Origin of the sequence: Bradyrhizobium sp. ma5, from assembly GCF_042258955.1 — a bacterium.
Classification (GTDB): Bacteria; Pseudomonadota; Alphaproteobacteria; order Rhizobiales; family Xanthobacteraceae; genus Bradyrhizobium.
The window spans coordinates 8,627,668-8,645,322 of record NZ_CP170156.1 but is presented as its reverse complement, the minus strand read 5'-3'; the positions used below and the strand labels follow the sequence as shown (position 1 = coordinate 8,645,322).

Below are 17,655 nucleotides of genomic sequence, written 5' to 3'. Positions count from 1 at the left end.
TTGATTTGAGCATGATCTTTTCGGAAAACCGCTACACACTTTTCCGGATCATGCTCTAGCCACGGATTAAGTCAGTGGGATGGTTGACCTTCTCGATCGTGCTGCTCTGTCTGCTCGTCTCCGCCTTCTTCTCGGCGAGTGAGACGGCGCTGACCGGGGCCTCGCGCGCCAGCATGTTGCGGCTGTCCAAGCAGGGCAACAGCGACGCCACGGTGGTCTCTAGCCTGATGGCGATGCGCGAGCGGATGATCGGCGCGCTGCTGCTCGGCAACAATATCGCCAATATCGGCGCCTCCGCGCTCGCCACCGGCATCTTCACCGCCTGGTTCGGCGATGTCGGCGTGCTCTATGCCACCGGCGTGATGACGGTGCTGGTGGTGATCTTCGCGGAAGTGCTGCCCAAGACCGTCGCCATCAACGCGCCGGACCGGGTGTCGCTGCTGGTGGCCCGGCCGATGCGGTTGACGGTGTTCGTGCTCGGGCCGCTGCTGACCATCATCGAAGGGATTGTCCGCGCCCTGATGCGGCTGCTCGGCATCAAGATCGGCGCGCATCAGGCCATCCTGTCGCCGACCGAACGCCTGCGCGGCGCGGTCGATCTGCTGCATCACGAAGGCAAGGTCGAGAAGCAGGACCGCGACATGCTCGGCGGGTTGCTGGACCTCAGCGAGCTGCAGGTCTCCGACGTGATGGTCCATCGCACCGAGATGACCATGGTCAACGCCGACCTGCCGCCCGAGGAGCTGGTGCGCGAGGTGCTGGCGAGCGAATACACCCGCATCCCGCTGTGGCGCGAGAAGCCGGAGAACATCGTCGGCGTGCTCCACGCCAAGGACCTGCTGCGGGCGATGCGCGCCAATGAGGGCGACATGTCGGCGATCGATGCCTCCGCGATCGCGCTGCCGCCCTGGTTCGTGCCGGAGATGCGCCCGGTCTCTGAACAGCTGAAGGCGTTCCGCCGCCGCAAGACCCACTTCGCCCTCGTGGTCGACGAGTATGGCGAGGTCGAAGGCATGGTGACGCTGGAGGACATCCTGGAGGAGATCGTCGGCGACATCTCCGACGAGCACGACGTGGTCGTCGCCGGCGTACGCGCCCAGCCGGACGGCTCGGTCGTGGTCGACGGCTCGGTGCCGATCCGCGACCTCAACCGCGCGATGGACTGGCGCCTGCCGGACGAGGAGGCGACCACGGTCGCCGGCCTCGTGATCCACGAGGCGCGCTCGATTCCCGATCGCGGCCAGAGCTTCACCTTCCACGGCTTCCGCTTCCGCGTGCTCCGCCGCGAGCGCAACCGCATCACCGCGCTGCGCATCGTCGCTGTCCCGCGCGAGGCCGCCGAACTCGACGAGAAGAAGCCGAAGCGGGCCGGGACGGCGTTCTAGGGCTCGTGGCTAGTCTGCCAGCTCCGTCACCCTGAGGAGCCGCGAAGCGGCGTCTCGAAGGGTCGACGGCCCGACTAGTGGCCGTGCATCCTTCGAGACGCGCTGCGCGCTCCTCAGGATGACGGTTCACGAAGCGGGCTGGACTACTCGATATCGATCGTGATGCCCGACAGCTTCCACGCGCCGTCGGAGGGGATGAAGCCGAGCTGATACTTCACCTGCTTGGGCGTGGTGTCGAAATGGCCTTCAGCCGCAACACGCCCTTGTCGTCGATCTTGGCGTCCTCGTCGAGCACGATCGGCTTGGCCACCACCGCGTCGAACACCGCGTGCTTGTCGACCAGATCCTTGAAGATCGTCTTCAGCTTGTCCGGCGAAAACTGGTCGCGGAACGGCTTTGAGATCTTGGCGTGGAACACGGTGAAATTATTCGCGGCCACCGCGTCGTTGAGCGAGACCAGGATGCTCTTGATCAACACCTCCTGGACGAACGGGCTCGGCATATCCAGCGCTGCGGCCGGGCGCATCGCGCAGATCAGGAGCAGGCCGGCGGCGGCGACAATCGACCGGAAATGTGGCCAGCAAGGGATCATCAATGGCCCCATATCAAGCGTGGCGATACGATCCATCATTCACCTGCTCGCAGATGGCGCAGGTCCGTCGCCCGAGGTCCCATTCTCATAACGGAAAACCGCTGCTTCGTCTTGAGCCAAGCCCGCGCTAGCGCGGCTTTTCCCCGGGGCCGTGGGCGTGGATCGCCAGCGCGTGCACCGAGCCGGCGAGTTCCTGCGCCAGCGTCGTATTTATCATGCGATGGCGTTCGATCCGGCTCTTCCCTTCGAAGGCCGGAGACACAATATATACCCTGAAATGTGTCTCGCCGCCTGGCCTGTGGCCGGCGTGGCCCTCATGCAGATGTGACTCATCGACCACGTCGAGGCTTTCGGGCAAGAAAGCTTCACGCAACTTGTTTATGATAGCGTCTTTGGTGCTCATGGCGGCGGAGTTAGGTCCGCGACGGCTTTTCGTCAATGGTGCAAGCGGGAAACGAGGTCTGCGCAATGTCAAGACTTGAAGATTTGTGCATTGCGTAGTCAAAGAGAACATGCCGATCGATTCATCTAAATTCTTCGACTCCATTCGCATCAAGCCGACCAAGGTGAGTGCGAAGCGCCAGGCGCAAGCCGGCGAGCAGGCTGTTGCCTGCGAGTGGGCGGGTTGCCAGAACAAGGGAGCGCACCGCGCCCCGAAGGGCCGCGAGAATTCGCGAGAGTATTGGCATTTTTGTCTCGATCACGTCCGTGAGTACAACCAGTCCTACAATTTCTTCCAGGGCATGAATCCTGACGACGTTGCGCGCTACCAGAAGGACGCGCTGACCGGCCACCGTCCGACCTGGAAGATGGGCGCCAACAACGGCAAGAAGGAGAGCGGTCTCGACGCCGCCGCCGATCCGTTCCACGTGTTCTCCGAGCTCAACGGCCGCGGCCGCTGGCGTCCCGGACCGGGTGGCGCGGAGCCGAAGCCCGAGACCCGCAAGGTCATGAACGCCGAGCGCAAGGCGCTGCTGGTGATGGGGCTCGGCGCCGGCGCGACGCTCGAAGACGTCAAGTCGAAGTACAAGGCGCTGGTGAAGCAGCACCACCCCGACGCCAATGGCGGCGACCGCTCCACCGAGGATCGCCTGATCGAGATCATCAAGGCGTACAATTATCTGAAGACCGTGGTGCGCGAGGCGTAAGCTCTCGCCTCCGTCGCCTCTGCCTAGTGCGCAGTTGCGCACGCGAGCAGGGGCCCATAACCACCGGCGGTTATTGTTCTCGTCAAGTGTCGACCTCATCGTGCCGTTGATGGGCCGCGGCGTATGGGTCCCTGCTTTCGCGAGGACGACGGCGGAGTTTGTGGCTCCGCCGTAGATGAATTCTGCAGCCTCAACCCTTCGGCACTGCCCCGACATAGGACGAACTCGGCCGGATCAGCCGGCCGGTGCGGCGCTGCTCGAGTGCGTGCGCGGTCCAGCCGGCGGCGCGGGCCACCGCGAAGATCGGCGTGAAGGCCTGCCGCGGGATCTCCAGCCCATCGAGCAGGATCGCGGTGAAGAACTCGACATTTGTCTCCAGCGGCCGCTCCGGATTCTTCTTGCGCAGCGCTGCGCGGATATAGGCCTCGACCTCGCCGGCGAACGGCAGGTCGGCACCACTGGCCTCCAGCTGCTCGATCGCGACCTTCAGCACGTCGGCGCGCGGGTCGCGCACCCGATAGACGCGGTGACCGAACCCCATCAGCCGTTCGCCATGCGCCAGCGCGCCGTCGACCCAGGGCTTGATGCGCTCGCGGGTGCCGATCGCATCCAGCATCTCGAGCACCGGCTCAGGCGCACCGCCATGCAGCGGGCCGGTCAGCGCGCAATAGCCGCCGGTGATGGCCGCGAACAGATCGGCCTGGGTCGAGGCGATCACCCGCGTGGTGAAGGTCGACGCATTCATGCCGTGATCGCAGACCGTGACGAAATAGGCGTCCAGCGCCGCAACCTCGCGCGGCTCGGCCTTGCCGCCCCGCAGCATCCGCAGCGTGTCGGCGGCGTGGCTCGCATTCGGGTCCGGCGCGATCGGGGCATGTCCCTTGGCGTGCTGGACCAGGGCGCCCGCAATCACCGGGAAGGCGCCGACGATGGTCGCCTCGTGCTCCAGCCCGTTCTCGCCGCGCAGGCCGGCGACCGCGGCGCGGAAGCCGTCGACGATCGACATGCCACGCGTCGCAGGCAGCAGGTCCGGCAGCCGCGCGAAGGCGCGTTCGCGGGCGGCGCCGAGGCTGGCGCGGACATTGGCCTCGCTCAGCGATTTGCCGGTGGCGCCGTTCCACAGCCGCGCCGTGACGCCCTCGAAGCTCGACTTGCCCGCGAGGTTGGCGACGTGCTCGCCGGCGATGATCAGTTCGCCGCGCTCGCCGTCGACATGGCTCAACACGGTCTCGCCGGCGGGAACGCCGTCCAGACCGATCTGGCTCTTGGTGAGAATCATGTTCATGGCCCGATCTCCTTGCTTCACCCCTTCAAGGGTCGGGTCTCTCGACGAGTTGATCAATCTTGATTATATAAATCAATATGAAAAAATCCGCCGAGCTTTACCTCTCCGCCCGCGAAGCCGCCGCCGAGCTCGCGATCTCGCCGGCAACCCTCTACGCCTATGTCAGCCGCGGCCTGATCCGCTCCGAGCCGTCGCCGGATTCGCGCAGCCACCGCTACCGCGCCGAGGACATCAGGGGGCTGAAGGAGCGCCGCGTGCCGTCGCCGGAGCCGCGCGGGTTTCGCAATTTCGATGCCGACCTGCCGGTGATGGATTCGGCGATCGCAACCATCACCGAGCAGGGCCCGATCTATCGCGGCGTGAACTGCGTCGATCTCGCCCAGCGCGACACGCTGGAGCACACCGCGACGCTGCTGTGGGACGTCACCGGCGTCGATCCGTTCGCGCCGGACAATTGCCCGCATGTCTCGGATGAAATGCGTGCGATCGCCGAGGCCGCGCGCCGCGCCCAGCCGATCGACCGCACCGTCGCCGTGTTGGCGCTGGCGGCCAGTGCCGATCCCGGCGCGTTCACCCGCGCGCCTGATGGCCGCGCGATGGTCGGCGGGCGAATCCTGCGGCTGCTGGTCGCGACCATGCTGAATGCGGTGCCATCGGCCGAGCCGCTGCATGAGCAGGTGGCGCGGGTCTGGACGCCTGACAACAAGCACGCGCCCGACCTGATTCGCCGCGCGCTGGTGCTGCTCGCCGATCACGAATTGAACGCCTCCACCTTCACTGCGCGCTGCGCGGCATCGACCGGCCTCAATCTGTACGACGCCGTGATCGCTGGTCTCGTCGCGCTGAAGGGGCCGATGCATGGCGGCGCCGGCGTGCTCGCCTCGCGCCTGGTCAAGACCATGATCGACAACGACGTTGCCCCTGTGGTCCGCGAGCGGGTCGCGCTCGGCGAGCGCTTCGCCGGCTTCGGGCACGGCGTCTACAAGAAGGGCGATCCACGCGCGATTTCGCTGCTCGAGGCGCTCACGCGGGCCGGCGCGCCGCGCAAATTCACCAGAGAAGTGCCGGAGCGGATCGCGGAAGCAACCGGCGAGTTCGTCAACATCGATTACGCGCTGGCGGTGCTGGTGCATGCGTTGCGGATGCCCGCAGGCAGCGAGCTCGCGCTGTTTGCGATGGCCCGCAGCGTCGGCTGGATCGCGCATGCCTGCGAGCAGCTTCAACTCGGCAAGCTGATCAGGCCTCGCGCGCGCTATGTCGGTCCCGCACCCGGGCGCGCCGGTGCCACCAATAGTATTTAGCTATTTCGCCGGTCTGGCCGGTTCGATCAGGCCGCCGCCATGCCGGCGGCGGATGGTCCAGATCGCCAGCGCCAGAATGACGGCGGCGCCCGCGACCGCGAACATCCACAGATGCTTGCCGACATGTTCATGATGCGGCAGGCCGGCATAGTCGTGCAGCGCGGTGACGGCGAGCACGCCGGGCAGCACGTGGGCCGGCGCCCAGAGCAGGATCGCGGGAATGTTGACGGCGTAGAAGCGCGCCGGCGGCATGTCGAGCGCGCCGGCGGTGATCGGCACGAAGGCGCGAATCGGCGGCACGAAGCGGGCGAAGAACACCGCGAGCACGCCCCAGCGGTTGAAGAAGGCCTCGCTCTGCGCGACCACGCGGGGGTAGTTGGAGAGCGGCCACGCCGACAGGATCTCGCGCTGGCTGCGGTGGCCGATCAGATAGGCCGTGCCGTCGCCGAGCATCGCACCGGCGGCCGCGGCGGCGAGCACCGGCACGAGCTTCAATTCGCCGCCCGGCACCAGCGCGCTCAGCGCCAGGATGATGGTCGAGCCCGGCACCAGCGAACCGACCACCGGGACGGCTTCCAGCAGGGCGGCCAGAAACAGCGTCAGATAGGCGAGCCAGGCATGGGCCGAAACGAACGCGATCAAAGGGTCAAGAAATGACGTCACTGAATTCCTGGGTGGCGATGAAACAGGTCCGAGAGCTAACAACTCCCCGCCGGGCTGAAAAGTGCCTGCGGACAAGCCGCCGTGGCGCTGCGGCGAAAGTACGGCGAGATTTGCAGAGCAGCCTTCCAAAAACCGAGTTTTGCGCCTATCTTTATGATACAACAAGGGAACTTTGATTTGCCCGTGGGCTTCTGCCGGCCGATGCTCTCTGCTAGGCTTGTGCGTAGCACCCCATCCGCAGCCAAATGACCTAAATCTGGTTTCGGGAGCGCCCGGGACCTCGGAGGATGAATGACGACGGCCGTCCAGACCAAAGCGCAAGAACCCGTCGGTTTGCCCGACATGAAGGTTTCGGTTCGGCAGGTCTTCGGGATCGATAGCGATCTGGAAGTTCCCGCCTATTCCGAAGTCGATCCGCATGTGCCGGAAGTCGACAGCGACTATCGCTTCGACCGCGCCACCACGCTCGCGATCCTCGCCGGCTTTGCCAAGAACCGCCGCGTGATGGTCACCGGCTATCACGGCACCGGCAAGTCGACTCACATCGAGCAGGTTGCGGCCCGCCTCAACTGGCCCTGTGTGCGCGTCAACCTCGACAGCCATATCAGCCGTATCGATCTCGTCGGCAAGGACGCCATCGTGGTCAAGGAAGGCAAGCAGGTCACGGAATTCCGCGACGGCATCCTGCCCTGGGCGCTGCAGCACAACATCGCGCTGGTGTTCGACGAATACGATGCCGGCCGTCCGGACGTGATGTTCGTGATTCAGCGCGTGCTGGAAGTCTCCGGCCGCCTGACGCTGCTCGACCAGAACAAGGTGATCAAGCCGCATCCGGCGTTCCGCCTGTTCTCGACCGCCAACACGGTCGGCCTCGGCGACACATCGGGCCTCTATCACGGCACCCAGCAGATCAACCAGGGCCAGATGGACCGCTGGTCGATCGTCACCACGCTGAACTACCTCGCCCATGACGAGGAAGTCGAGATCGTGCTGGCGAAGGCGAAGCACTATCGCACCCAGGAGGGCCGCGACATCGTCAACAAGATGGTGCGGCTGGCGGATCTCACCCGCAACGCGTTCGCCAACGGCGACCTGTCGACGGTGATGAGCCCGCGCACGGTGATCACCTGGGCCGAGAACGCCGACATCTTCAACGACATCGGCTTCGCGTTCCGTGTCACCTTCCTCAACAAGTGTGACGAGCTGGAGCGGCCGCTGGTCGCCGAGTTCTACCAGCGCTGCTTCAACGTCGAGTTGCCGGAATCCTCGGTCAACGTGGCGCTCAGCTAGTCCATGCCGAAAATCTCCGTCGAGCGCACAGTCACACAGACGAAGAAAGCGGTGCTCGGCGGATTGCTCCGCTACAACAACGAGAAGATGGGGAAGCAGAAGTACAAGCGCTTCGCCATCTCGCTGCGGCAAGGCGACGAGATCGTCGGCGGCATCGTCGGCGAGGTCTGGACCGCGGTGTTGTTCATCCAGCTGTTCTGGATGGAGCAGAAGTTTCGCAACAAGGGCTTTGGCGCGAAGCTGATCAAGGCGATCGAAGACGAGGCGCGGCGCTTCGGAGCCACGCAATCCTATCTGGATACGATGAGCTTCCAGGCGCCGGGCTTCTACCGCGCCAATGGATATAAAGAGTTCGGTTCGATTGAGGGGTATCCCGGCGGCGTCACGCGCCACTGGTTTACGAAATCGCTATGACAGCCTCCAATATCAAATTCCGTCCCGGATCGAAGGAAGCGCCGACCGAGCCGTTCAAGCGCTCGGTGTCGGCGTGCCTGAAGGCGATCGCCAAGAAGCCGGAGCTCGAGGTCTCTTTCGCCGCCGAGCGTCCGGGGCTTGCGCCCGGCAAGGCGCGGCTGCCGGAGCCGGCGCGCAAGATGACCAAGCGCGATGCGGCGATCGTGCGCGGCCACGCCGACTCGATCGCGCTCAAGATCGCCTGTCACGATCCCAAGGTGCATCGCAAGCTGATGCCGGGCAATCCGCAGGCGCGCGGCGTGTTCGAGGCGGTCGAGCAGGCGCGCGTCGAGGCGATCGGCTCGCGGCGGATGGCCGGCGTTGCGAAGAATCTCACCGCGATGCTCGACGATCATTTCCACCGCGGCAAGTATGACGAGATCACCGATCGCGCCGATGCGCCGCTGTCGGATGCGCTGGCGATGCTGGTGCGCGAACGCCTGACCGGCATGGCGCCGCCCGCGGCTGCCAAGAAGATGGTCGATCTCTGGCGCCCGACGCTGGAGGACAAGATCGGTTCGCGGCTCGACCAGCTCAGCCGCTTCGCCGAGGACCAGGCGAGGTTCGGCGACCTCGTCCACGATCTGCTGTCGGCGCTCGATCTCGGCGACGACCGCAACATGGATTCCGACGACGACGATGACCAGGACGAGAACCAGGACGGCGAGAACGATCAGTCCGGCGCCGAGGGCTCGCCTGATTCCGACGCTGCGCAGGAGATGAGCGCCGATCAGGCCCAGACCACTGCGGAAGAGATGAGCGAAAGCGCGATGGAGAGCGCGCAGGCCTCCACGTCGGACACGTTCGACGACGGCGAACTCGGCGACGATGAGACGCCGGGCGAGGCGACACGGCCGAATTCCCGCGGCCAGAACGAGCCGCGCGGCCCGGAATATCATGCGTTTGCGCCGAAGTTCGACGAGGTGATCGCCGCGGAAGATCTCTGCGATCACGACGAGCTCGAGCGGTTGCGTTCCTATCTCGACAAGCAGCTCGCGCATCTGCAGGGCATCGTGGCGCGGCTCGCCAACCGCCTGCAGCGCCGCCTGATGGCGCAGCAGAACCGCGCCTGGGATTTCGATCTCGAGGAAGGCATCCTCGATCCGGCGCGGCTGTCGCGCGTCGTTACTGATCCCTATCATCCGCTGTCCTTCATGCATGAGAAGGAGGCGACCTTCCGCGACACCGTGGTGACGCTGCTGCTGGATAACTCCGGCTCGATGCGCGGCCGCCCGATCACGGTTGCCGCCACCTGCGCCGACATCCTGGCGCGTACGCTGGAGCGTTGCGGCGTCAAGGTCGAGATCCTGGGCTTCACCACCCGCGCCTGGAAGGGCGGGCAGTCGCGCGAGGCGTGGCTTGCGGCCGGCAAGCCGGCCAATCCCGGCCGCCTCAACGACCTGCGCCACATCATCTACAAGTCGGCGGATGCGCCGTGGCGCCGTGCGCGAAAAAATCTCGGCCTGATGATGCGCGAGGGCCTGCTCAAGGAGAACATCGACGGGGAGGCGCTCGACTGGGCGCACAAGCGCCTGCTGGCGCGTCCCGAGCAGCGCCGCATCCTGATGATGATCTCCGACGGCGCGCCGGTCGACGACTCCACGCTGTCGGTCAATCCCGGCAACTATCTCGAGCGGCACCTGCGCCACATCATCGAGGAGATCGAGACCCGCTCGCCGGTCGAGCTGATCGCGATCGGCATCGGTCACGACGTGACGCGCTATTATCGCCGCGCCGTCACCATCGTGGATGCCGAAGAACTCGGCGGCGCGATCACCGAAAAGCTCGCCGAGCTGTTCAGCGAGACTCACGGCTCGGCGCCCGCACCGGGCACGCGGCGCCGCCTCCACTCGTGAGACATGCGCTCACCAGTTAGCCGTCGCCATGTCCTGCAAGGGATGGCGGCAGGGCTGTCGGCCGCGGCATTGCCGAGCCTTGCCCAAGCACAGGGCGCGAGCCAGCCGGCGCTGATACCGGGACCGCCCGGCAGGCCGGGCCGCCACCGCGTCGACGAACCCGCAGCGGTCGAGGTCAACGCGCGGCCGCTGCCGTCGTTCGATATCCGCGATCGTTCGCGGGTGCGGTTCGGCGCGCTGGAGTATCGCAGCGGCCTGATCCTGAGCTCGTCATTCTCCGGCTTTGGCGGCCTGTCCGCGCTGCGGCTCGATGCCAAGGGCGAACGCTTCATCGCGGTCAGCGACCAGGGCACCTGGTTCACCGGCCGCATCGTCTATCGCGGCCGCGACATGGCCGGGCTCGACGATGTCGAGGCGGCGCCGCTGCTCGACGCCCAGGGCAAGCCGATCACCGCGACCCGCGGCTGGTACGATTCGGAATCGCTCGCGCTCGACGGATCGATTGCCTATGTCGGGCTCGAGCGGGTTAACCAGGTGCTGCGCTACGATTTCGCCAAGGGCTTCACCCGCGCGCGTGGCGAGGTGGTGCCGCTGCCCGTGGCGGCGCGCAGGCTGCCCATTAACAAGGGGCTCGAGGCGCTCGTCTTTGTGCCCAAGGTCATGCCCAAAGCCACAGCGGCGAGCCAGCCGCTGGCCGGTACGCTGATCGCGTTCTCGGAACGCGGGCTCGATGCCGGCGGCAACCTGATCGCCTTCCTGGTCGGCGGCAACACGCCGGGCCAGTTCAGCGTCCGCCGAACCGAGAATTACGACATCAGCGACGCGGTCCTGCTGCCGTCGGGCGATCTGCTGATCCTGGAGCGGAAATTCTCCTGGCTCGGCGGCGCCGGGATTCGCATCCGCCGCCTCGCTTTGTCTGATATCGCGCCCGGCGCCGTCGTCGATGGTCCGGCGATCTTCAATGCCGATCTCGGCAACGAGATCGACAACATGGAAGGCATCGACGCCCATGTCACCGCGGAGGGCGAGACCGTACTGACCATGGTTTCCGACGACAATTTCTCCCTGATCCAGCGCAATTTGCTGCTGCAATTCACGTTGGTTGAGTAAACGGCGACGCCCAAGGGACGGCGCTATCGCATTGCTGGTCTGCCCCGGCCCGTTCGGCGACGGCGATGGTTGGTGATCGCGGCGGCCGCCTCTATCTTGTGGCGGCCCTTTCCTCGATCCCGGATGTCCCTCGCATGAGCACCCTGTTTTCCCCGATCGAACTGCGCAGCCTCAAACTCTCCAACCGGATCATGGTCTCGCCGATGTGCCAGTATTCGGCCGACGACGGCTCCGCCAATGATTGGCACTTCACCCACATCAACATGCTGGCGCTGTCGGGCGCCGCGATGTTCTGCATCGAGGCCACCCATGTCGAGGATATCGGGCGGATCACGCCGGGCTGCCTCGGCCTCTACAGTGATGCCAACGAGGCCGCGCTGAAGCCGATCCTGGCCTCGGTGCGCAAGCATTCGAAGGCTGCGGTTGCGATGCAGCTCGCCCATGCCGGCCGCAAGGCTTCCAGCCAGCGTCCGTGGGAGGGCGGGCAGCTGATCCCGATCGCCGAGGGCGGCTGGCAGACGGTTGGGCCGTCGGCTGTCCCGCATAAGGAAAGCGAGGCCGCGCCGCTGGCGCTCGACGACGCCGGCCTGAAGCGCATCCGCGAGGCCTTTGTCGCGGCCGCCAAGCGCGCCGACCGGCTCGGCATCGACGCGCTCGAGCTGCACGGCGCGCACGGTTATCTGCTGCACCAGTTCCTGTCGCCGATCGCCAACAAGCGGACCGACCGCTATGGCGGCTCGCTGGAAAACCGCATGCGCTTCCCGCTGGAAGTGTTCGACGCGGTGCGCGCGGTGTTCCCGGATCACAAGCCGATCGGCATGCGGGTGTCGGCGACCGACTGGGTCGAAGGTGCCTGGGACCTCGCGCAGACCATCGAATTTGCCAAGGAGCTGAAGATGCGCGGCGTCGACTGGATGGACGTCTCCTCCGGCGGCGTGTCGCCGCTGCAGAAGATTCCGCTCGGTCCGGGCTACCAGGTGCCGGCGGCACAGGCGGTGAAGGAGGCGACCGGCATCACCACGATGGCGGTTGGCCTCATCACGGAAGCGAAGCAGGCCGAGGAGATCGTTACCTCAGGGAAGGCCGACATGATCGCGCTCGCCCGCGGCATGCTCTACGACCCGCGCTGGGGCTGGCACGCCGCCGCCGAGCTTGGCGGCGAGGTCAGCGCGCCGCAGCAATATTGGCGCTCGCAGCCCTCGACGCAGAAGGCGCTGTTCGGCAAGACCACGTTCGGGACGCGCTGAGACGCCGTCTCGCCCCGGCCTCGCCGCGAGATCAATGTATGGCCGGTCCGAACCAGCGCGCGAGCGCGGCGTCGAGGCCCGCCAGGTCCTTGCCGTCGGCCGCCCAGGCGATGCAGGCATCGGGGCGGATCAGCAGCGACGGGCCGGCGCGCCTTGGTACGCATCGTACGAACATGTCCCAGCGAGTTGCGATCGCTGACGCAGCTCCATCAGTTGCATCGACCAGCACGGCCCTACCGTCTTCCATCCGATCGAACAGCGTTGTTTCCGCACCGTCGTTGCCGAGCGCGAAATTGCCGGAGAGCCGGCCGACCGATGCGTGTTCGCTGCCGAGGTCGTAGCGGATCTTGATGCCGCTGATCATTTCGCCGAAGTAACGGGTGCCCTCGTCGCCGCTCATCAGGTCGGCGACGATGTCGCGCAGGGCGTCCGTCATGACGTCGGGCCGCATCAATGCGACCTGGGCGCGGGTGTTGGCGAGCACCTTGGCCGCGATCGGGTGCCGTTCTGCCGTGTAACTGTCGAGCAGGGCTTCGGGCATGCGATCGCAGACGACTGCCGCGAGCTTCCAGCCGAGATTGACCGCATCGAGCAGGCCGAGATTGAGGCCTTGCCCGCCGAACGGCGAATGCACATGCGCCGCGTCGCCGGCCAGCAGCACGCGGCCTCTGCGATAGCTGTCGGCCTGCCGCGCATTGTCGGTGAAGCGGGTGGCGGTCTTGACGGCGGTGACACGCACGTCGGCGCCGCTGATCCGGCGCAGGGTGGTCTCGACCTCCTCGCGCGTCACGGGCGCGCTGCGATCGGCCGGCGGTCCGTCGAACTCGGCCATGAACACCCGGCCGGGAATCGGTCCATAGGCCATCATGCCGATAGGCGTCCGCCGCCAGCCGACCGGGAGCAGACGATCCGGATGATCGAGGTCGACGATGGCCTGGTGTCCGGTCAGCGTCGGTTCGGTGCCGGGAAAATCGAAGCCCGCGCGCTTGCGCACCATGCTGCGTCCGCCGTCGCAGCCGACAAGATATGCTGAGTGCAGCTCGATATCGCCGGACGCGCCCCTTGCTCTCGTCAGCATGCCGTCTCCGGCATCCTCGAAATCGATCAGCTCGCAGCCGCGCCGGACCGCGATGCCGAGCGCGTGGGCGCGCTCGCCGAGCATTTTCTCCAGGGCTTGCTGGTTCACGCCGCGCAACCGCCGGTCGGGCTCGCGCTGACGCGTCTGGTCGATCCCGAAGATGCCGGAGAAGTGACCGCCGAATTTCTTGAACGGCAGTTCGGTCTCGCCGTCCGCGCTCTTCATGAGCCTCGACATGCCCTCCGCCATGGCGCGTTCGACAGCATCCATCGCCTCACTGAGGCCGCGGCGCTCCAGCGCCTCGCCTGCGAGCGCGCCCATTGCGCCCGCCTTGATGGTCTGGTCGGGCTCCGCCAGCCGCTCGATCACGACCACGTCGGCGCCGCCGAGGGTCAATTCGATCGCCAGCAGCAATCCGGTCGGTCCGGCGCCGACCACCACCACATCCGTCTGTTCACGCGTCAAGTCGTCACCATAAATTTATACTCAGTACAATATTTTGTATGGTACAAATTCTTCCATGTCAAATCAGAGCGGATTGCGGGAGCGGAAGAAGGAGGCGACGCGCCAAGCGATCTCGGACGTCGCGACCGAGCTGTTCGTGGCGCGCGGCTTCGACAATGTCTCGGTGGCCGAGATTGCCGAGGCCGCCGAGGTCTCCCGGATGACGGTGTTCAATTACTTCCCGCGCAAGGAAGATCTGTTCTTCGACCGTGAGGAGGAAAGCCGCGAGCTTCTGAAGGCCGCCTTTGCCGAGCGACCGGCGGGCGAAGCGCCGCTGATGACACTGCGCAAGCTGGTGCAGAGCCTGGCGGATCGGGCGCATCCGTTCGCGAAATTCACCGATGCAACGGCAAAATTCTGGCGCACCGTCGCCGAGAGCCCGGCGCTCTCGGCGCGAGCGCGCGAGATGCGTGACGAGCTGATCGATGATCTCGCAGCCGTGCTGGCCGGAGCCATCAAGCGGCCGCTCGCCGATGCCGATGCCCGGCTCGCCGCGTCGATGGTAGTCACGGCCGTGACCGTCGCCTATACGGAAGGGCTTCGCGAGCACAAGGCGCGCCGATCGGCGGCCTCGACACGCGAGGCCTTCCTGCAGATCATGGAGCGCAGCTTCTCGGGCATCGCGATCATGCTGAAGGGGACGCCTTACGCGTAATTCCCGGCCGGGCGGCATGCGACAAAGCCATTGTTCTGCCGTAGCCGGGGCAGGTACTCTCCGGAGCGCGTGCGGAAGACACGCATCGAACAAAGAGAGGAAACCCATGGAACTCGGATACTTCGCGATGCCGTCGCATCCGCCGGAGTGCGGACTGAAGGAGGGCCACGACTGGGATCTTCAGGTGCTGCGGTGGCTGGACGAGCTCGGCTACCAGGAAGCCTGGATCGGCGAGCACCACACCGCGCCCTGGGAGCCGCATCCGTCGCCGGATCTGTTGATCGCGCAGGCGCTGCTGCAGACCAAGAACATCCGCATCGGGCCCGGCGGCTTCCTGCTCCCGTATCATCATCCGGCGGAGCTCGCGAACCGCGTTGCGATGCTCGATCATCTCTCGAATGGCCGCTTGAACTTCGGCGTTGCGGCCTCAGGCCTGCCGAGCGACTGGGCGATGTTCAACGTCGACGGCATGTCCGGCCAGAACCGCGACATGACCCGCGAGGCGCTCGAGATCATCTTGAAGATGTGGACCGAGCCGGCTCCGTGGACCCACAAGGGAAAGTTCTGGACGGTGACCAAGCCGGACACGATGTTCGATTTCCTCAAGCCGCACATCAAGCCGCAGCAAGCACCGCATCCGCCGATCGGCGTCGCTGGCCTGTCGAAGAATTCCGACACGCTCAAGCTCGCAGGCGAGCGCGGCTTCATCCCGATGAGCCTGAATCTCAACCCGGCCTATGTCGGCAGTCACTGGGATTCGGTGGAAGCCGGCGCCGCCAAGACCGGCCGCAAGCCGAGCCGCAAGGACTGGCGGATGGTGCGCGAAGTCTTCGTCGCCGACACCGACGCGGAGGCGTGGAAGCTCTCGACCGGCGACATGATGGGCCGGATGATGGGCGAATATTTCCTGCCGCTGCTCGGCCACTTTGGCTTCAAGGATTATTTGAAGGCCTCGCCCGACGTGCCTGACAGCGACGTCACGGTCGAGTATTGCGCCCGCAACAACTGGATCGTCGGCTCGCCCGCGACCGTCACCGAGAAGATCGAGAAGATCTATCAGGAGGTCGGCGGCTTCGGCGTGCTGCTGGTGTTCGGCTTCGACTACAAGCACAAGCCCGAAGCCTGGCACAATTCGCTGCGGCTGCTGAAGCAGGAGGTCTTGCCGAAGCTGAAGCATCTCGACGCTTCGGTCGGCCGCGCGGCGTAGGCCAAAGGAAGAGTGCGGGGCAGCGGTAACGCTGCCCCGTAAGTCATGATGGATCGCCGGCCTCAGGCGGTGCCGAGCCAGAACCGGGTTTCGATCTGCGCCCAGCCCTTGCCGATGCGGCTGCTCAGCCAGGTATCGCTGCGCTTCAGACCCTTGTCCTTCTGGCCTTCCGGCGTGTTGCGCCAGGCCTGCCAGCGATACTGGCCGTAGATGCTGACGATGCGCGCGGCGTAGGTCAGCGCCAGCTGTGAATCGCCTCTGATGATGACGAGGTTGTCGTCGTTCTTGGTGCTGGCACGGTCGGAGAAATTGTGCGAGCCGGTCATGACGACCGGGTTCTTGCCGGCCGGATCCAGCACGATCACCTTGCTGTGCACGGCGATCATGAATTTTCCAGTGTTCTTGATCTGGTGCTGCCACCAGTCGGCGGTCTTGTCGATGCCGGCGGGCCGGATCACGTCGGCAATCTGCTTGCCCTTGAAGACCTGCTGCTGGCCGCTGCCGGCCAGCAGTTGCAGCTGATCCTTCGGACTGTCTTTGCCCTGCGCCGGGAAATTGTTGAGCACCCCGCGCACATAGAGCTTCTTGTCCTGCGCCTTCTCCAGGATCGGGCCGAGCAGGCCCTTGTTGCCGGGATTGAGCATCAGGCACACCGCGCCATGCTCGGCGTCCTCGATCAACTTGGTCGCTTCCTTGAGATCGCCGCTCTTGGTGGTCGGCGTGAACCAGACGCTGATGTTCGAGTTGCTGACCGTGAACGGCCATTCGTGATCGCCGGCCACAGCCAGCGCCTTCGGCGACTTGCTGCCGTCGGCGTAGATCGCCTTCCAATGCCCGTGATAGGCGGCCGCGATCTTGTCGTCGGTGATCTCCAGCCCATTGTTGTTCTGGGTGCAGAGCCCGGTCCGGGTCCAATTGGTGCTGCCGGTCCAAACCACTTTCGGCTGCTTCGCGCCGTCACAGAACACCGCGAACTTGTTGTGCGCGTAGCGGCTCGGCGCGATCTTGCGGCGAACGATGTCGACGCCTGCCTTCTTCAGCACGCCGGCGTTCTTCTCGGTCTCCTTTGCGGTGGCGTCGGATTTGCCGGTGCTGTTGCCGAGCACGACGTGCGCCTTGCCCTTTAGCGCGGTCAGCGCGGCGATCAATTCGGGATCGTTGAGCTCGTAGAGCGCGACATAGACGTCGACTTTGTCCTTCTTGGCCGCGGCCAGCAGGGCGAGCAAGCGCGCGCCAAGCTCGCCCTTGAGGAAGTCGCGGATCTTGTTGCCCTTGGTGGAGATCGCCTTCTCCAGCGTCTGGGAGGCTTTCGGCGTGGTGCCGATCGCGCGCGACAGCCATTGTGCCGAGATCGTGCCCCGGTTGAACCATGGCTTGAGCGGGCCCGACGGCGCAACCGAGACGTATTCGGTCCATGTCGCCGGCGCACTGTAGGCGGGCTTCACCTTGGTAGCGCCGTCCTTGAGAACCGGAACGACGCCATAGCGGACCGGTGCATCGGCCGGGGCGAGGAAATCGGTCCAGTTGGTCTTCTGCACCGGCCATTCGGTGCTCGGCCGATGATCTCCCGCCTTGTGGCCTTGCACCTGATCCTCGAACCCGACCCAAGTGTCGACGACGGTCGCGCTCTTGCCCTGCTGCTGACGATAGAGCGCAAAGCCGAGGCAGTCGGGGATCATTGCTGCGACCTCCCAAACCACGAAGATGCCGTCGGTGGTCGGAAATGCCTGAATTGTGGAAATCATGGTGATGCCTCCAAATCACTGATGAGAAGTATCCGGTCGATATGAATCTGGCGCGTCAGGGCTCAGGGAATCCGGGATGTCGCGTCGGATCGCTCCGGACGCCCGGCGGCCCATCTAGCAGGAGGAGTATGGAACA

General features: G+C 65.4%; 16 protein-coding genes. 10 read left to right on the top strand and 6 right to left on the bottom strand.

All coding sequences use genetic code 11. From position 1 onward, the window contains the following. Positions 1 to 74 precede the first annotated feature (74 nt). Positions 75 to 1,385, top strand: a complete 1,311-nt coding sequence (locus tag ACE103_RS40845; RefSeq protein ID WP_223972130.1) for an HlyC/CorC family transporter — start codon at positions 75 to 77, stop codon at positions 1,383 to 1,385. Between the two features lie 214 nt (positions 1,386 to 1,599). Here the strand turns inward: ACE103_RS40845 and ACE103_RS40840 are convergent, their stop codons facing one another. Both ACE103_RS40840 and ACE103_RS40835 read right to left on the bottom strand, forming a co-directional pair. Beyond that, positions 1,600 to 2,016, bottom strand: a complete 417-nt coding sequence (locus ACE103_RS40840; protein WP_375777552.1) for a hypothetical protein — start codon at positions 2,014 to 2,016, stop codon at positions 1,600 to 1,602. A gap of 88 nt (positions 2,017 to 2,104) precedes the next feature. Further along, on the bottom strand, positions 2,105 to 2,380 hold the full coding sequence (locus tag ACE103_RS40835) for a BolA family protein (RefSeq protein WP_353705417.1): 276 nt from the start codon (positions 2,378 to 2,380) through the stop codon (positions 2,105 to 2,107). 109 nt (positions 2,381 to 2,489) lie between these two features. On the opposite strand from ACE103_RS40835, the gene ACE103_RS40830 reads away from it, so the two are divergent. Then, positions 2,490 to 3,125, top strand: a complete 636-nt coding sequence (locus ACE103_RS40830) for a J domain-containing protein (protein ID WP_223972137.1) — start codon at positions 2,490 to 2,492, stop codon at positions 3,123 to 3,125. Between the two features lie 190 nt (positions 3,126 to 3,315). Here ACE103_RS40830 and ACE103_RS40825 read toward each other — a convergent pair whose 3' ends face one another. After that, on the bottom strand, positions 3,316 to 4,410 hold the full coding sequence (locus ACE103_RS40825; protein WP_375777551.1) for a citrate synthase/methylcitrate synthase: 1,095 nt from the start codon (positions 4,408 to 4,410) through the stop codon (positions 3,316 to 3,318). A 77-nt stretch (positions 4,411 to 4,487) separates the two neighbouring features. Between ACE103_RS40825 and ACE103_RS40820 the strand changes: the two genes are divergently transcribed. Continuing rightward, positions 4,488 to 5,711 carry a citrate/2-methylcitrate synthase gene (locus tag ACE103_RS40820; RefSeq protein ID WP_375777550.1) on the top strand — a complete coding sequence of 408 codons (1,224 nt, stop codon included), beginning with the start codon at positions 4,488 to 4,490 and terminating at the stop codon, positions 5,709 to 5,711. Here ACE103_RS40820 and ACE103_RS40815 read toward each other — a convergent pair whose 3' ends face one another. Next, a complete protein-coding gene (locus ACE103_RS40815; protein ID WP_375777549.1) occupies positions 5,712 to 6,374 on the bottom strand; it encodes a DedA family protein in 663 nt (220 codons plus the stop codon). A gap of 291 nt (positions 6,375 to 6,665) precedes the next feature. Here ACE103_RS40815 and cobS point away from each other — a divergent pair, with 291 nt between their 5' ends. The 5 genes from cobS (at position 6,666) to ACE103_RS40790 (ending at position 12,330) form a co-directional block, all read left to right on the top strand. Then, positions 6,666 to 7,664 carry a cobaltochelatase subunit CobS gene (gene cobS, locus ACE103_RS40810; RefSeq protein ID WP_050405952.1) on the top strand — a complete coding sequence of 333 codons (999 nt, stop codon included), beginning with the start codon at positions 6,666 to 6,668 and terminating at the stop codon, positions 7,662 to 7,664. A 3-nt stretch (positions 7,665 to 7,667) separates the two neighbouring features. Next, positions 7,668 to 8,078 (top strand): GNAT family N-acetyltransferase, encoded by a 411-nt coding sequence (locus ACE103_RS40805; protein ID WP_095731654.1) that lies wholly within the window; start codon positions 7,668 to 7,670, stop codon positions 8,076 to 8,078. Then, positions 8,075 to 9,973, top strand: a complete 1,899-nt coding sequence (cobT, locus tag ACE103_RS40800) for a cobaltochelatase subunit CobT (protein ID WP_223972147.1) — start codon at positions 8,075 to 8,077, stop codon at positions 9,971 to 9,973. The genes ACE103_RS40805 and cobT overlap by 4 nt, the downstream gene beginning before the upstream one ends. 3 nt (positions 9,974 to 9,976) lie before the next feature. Beyond that, positions 9,977 to 11,083 carry an esterase-like activity of phytase family protein gene (locus tag ACE103_RS40795; protein WP_375777548.1) on the top strand — a complete coding sequence of 369 codons (1,107 nt, stop codon included), beginning with the start codon at positions 9,977 to 9,979 and terminating at the stop codon, positions 11,081 to 11,083. 134 nt (positions 11,084 to 11,217) lie between these two features. After that, the gene (locus tag ACE103_RS40790) at positions 11,218 to 12,330 is read left to right on the top strand and encodes an NADH:flavin oxidoreductase/NADH oxidase (protein WP_223972150.1); all 1,113 of its coding nucleotides are present in this window, start codon (positions 11,218 to 11,220) and stop codon (positions 12,328 to 12,330) included. 31 nt (positions 12,331 to 12,361) lie between these two features. Here the strand turns inward: ACE103_RS40790 and ACE103_RS40785 are convergent, their stop codons facing one another. Further along, the gene (locus ACE103_RS40785) at positions 12,362 to 13,873 is read right to left on the bottom strand and encodes an FAD-dependent oxidoreductase (protein WP_375777547.1); all 1,512 of its coding nucleotides are present in this window, start codon (positions 13,871 to 13,873) and stop codon (positions 12,362 to 12,364) included. A gap of 55 nt (positions 13,874 to 13,928) precedes the next feature. Here ACE103_RS40785 and ACE103_RS40780 point away from each other — a divergent pair, with 55 nt between their 5' ends. Both ACE103_RS40780 and ACE103_RS40775 read left to right on the top strand, forming a co-directional pair. Continuing rightward, positions 13,929 to 14,567, top strand: a complete 639-nt coding sequence (locus tag ACE103_RS40780) for a TetR/AcrR family transcriptional regulator (protein ID WP_375777546.1) — start codon at positions 13,929 to 13,931, stop codon at positions 14,565 to 14,567. 106 nt (positions 14,568 to 14,673) lie between these two features. Then, a complete protein-coding gene (locus ACE103_RS40775) occupies positions 14,674 to 15,774 on the top strand; it encodes an LLM class flavin-dependent oxidoreductase (protein ID WP_097671068.1) in 1,101 nt (366 codons plus the stop codon). A 62-nt stretch (positions 15,775 to 15,836) separates the two neighbouring features. On the opposite strand, the gene ACE103_RS40770 is transcribed toward ACE103_RS40775, so the two are convergent. Then, positions 15,837 to 17,519, bottom strand: coding sequence for a phospholipase D-like domain-containing protein (locus tag ACE103_RS40770; RefSeq protein ID WP_375777545.1), 1,683 nt, complete (start codon positions 17,517 to 17,519; stop codon positions 15,837 to 15,839). Positions 17,520 to 17,655: the final 136 nt, after the last annotated feature.

Excerpts from the sequence above, each read along its gene's own strand:
- ACE103_RS40840 (WP_375777552.1), bottom strand. The coding sequence starts at position 2,016 with ATGATGGATCGTATCGCCACGCTTGATATGGGGCCATTGATGATCCCT.
- ACE103_RS40835 (WP_353705417.1), bottom strand. The coding sequence starts at position 2,380 with ATGAGCACCAAAGACGCTATCATAAACAAGTTGCGTGAAGCTTTCTTG.
- ACE103_RS40830 (WP_223972137.1), top strand. The coding sequence starts at position 2,490 with ATGCCGATCGATTCATCTAAATTCTTCGACTCCATTCGCATCAAGCCG.
- ACE103_RS40825 (WP_375777551.1), bottom strand. The coding sequence starts at position 4,410 with ATGAACATGATTCTCACCAAGAGCCAGATCGGTCTGGACGGCGTTCCC.
- ACE103_RS40820 (WP_375777550.1), top strand. The coding sequence starts at position 4,488 with ATGAAAAAATCCGCCGAGCTTTACCTCTCCGCCCGCGAAGCCGCCGCC.
- cobS (WP_050405952.1), top strand. The coding sequence starts at position 6,666 with ATGACGACGGCCGTCCAGACCAAAGCGCAAGAACCCGTCGGTTTGCCC.
- ACE103_RS40805 (WP_095731654.1), top strand. The coding sequence starts at position 7,668 with ATGCCGAAAATCTCCGTCGAGCGCACAGTCACACAGACGAAGAAAGCG.
- cobT (WP_223972147.1), top strand. The coding sequence starts at position 8,075 with ATGACAGCCTCCAATATCAAATTCCGTCCCGGATCGAAGGAAGCGCCG.
- ACE103_RS40795 (WP_375777548.1), top strand. The coding sequence starts at position 9,977 with ATGCGCTCACCAGTTAGCCGTCGCCATGTCCTGCAAGGGATGGCGGCA.
- ACE103_RS40790 (WP_223972150.1), top strand. The coding sequence starts at position 11,218 with ATGAGCACCCTGTTTTCCCCGATCGAACTGCGCAGCCTCAAACTCTCC.
- ACE103_RS40780 (WP_375777546.1), top strand. The coding sequence starts at position 13,929 with ATGTCAAATCAGAGCGGATTGCGGGAGCGGAAGAAGGAGGCGACGCGC.
- ACE103_RS40775 (WP_097671068.1), top strand. The coding sequence starts at position 14,674 with ATGGAACTCGGATACTTCGCGATGCCGTCGCATCCGCCGGAGTGCGGA.
- ACE103_RS40770 (WP_375777545.1), bottom strand. The coding sequence starts at position 17,519 with ATGATTTCCACAATTCAGGCATTTCCGACCACCGACGGCATCTTCGTG.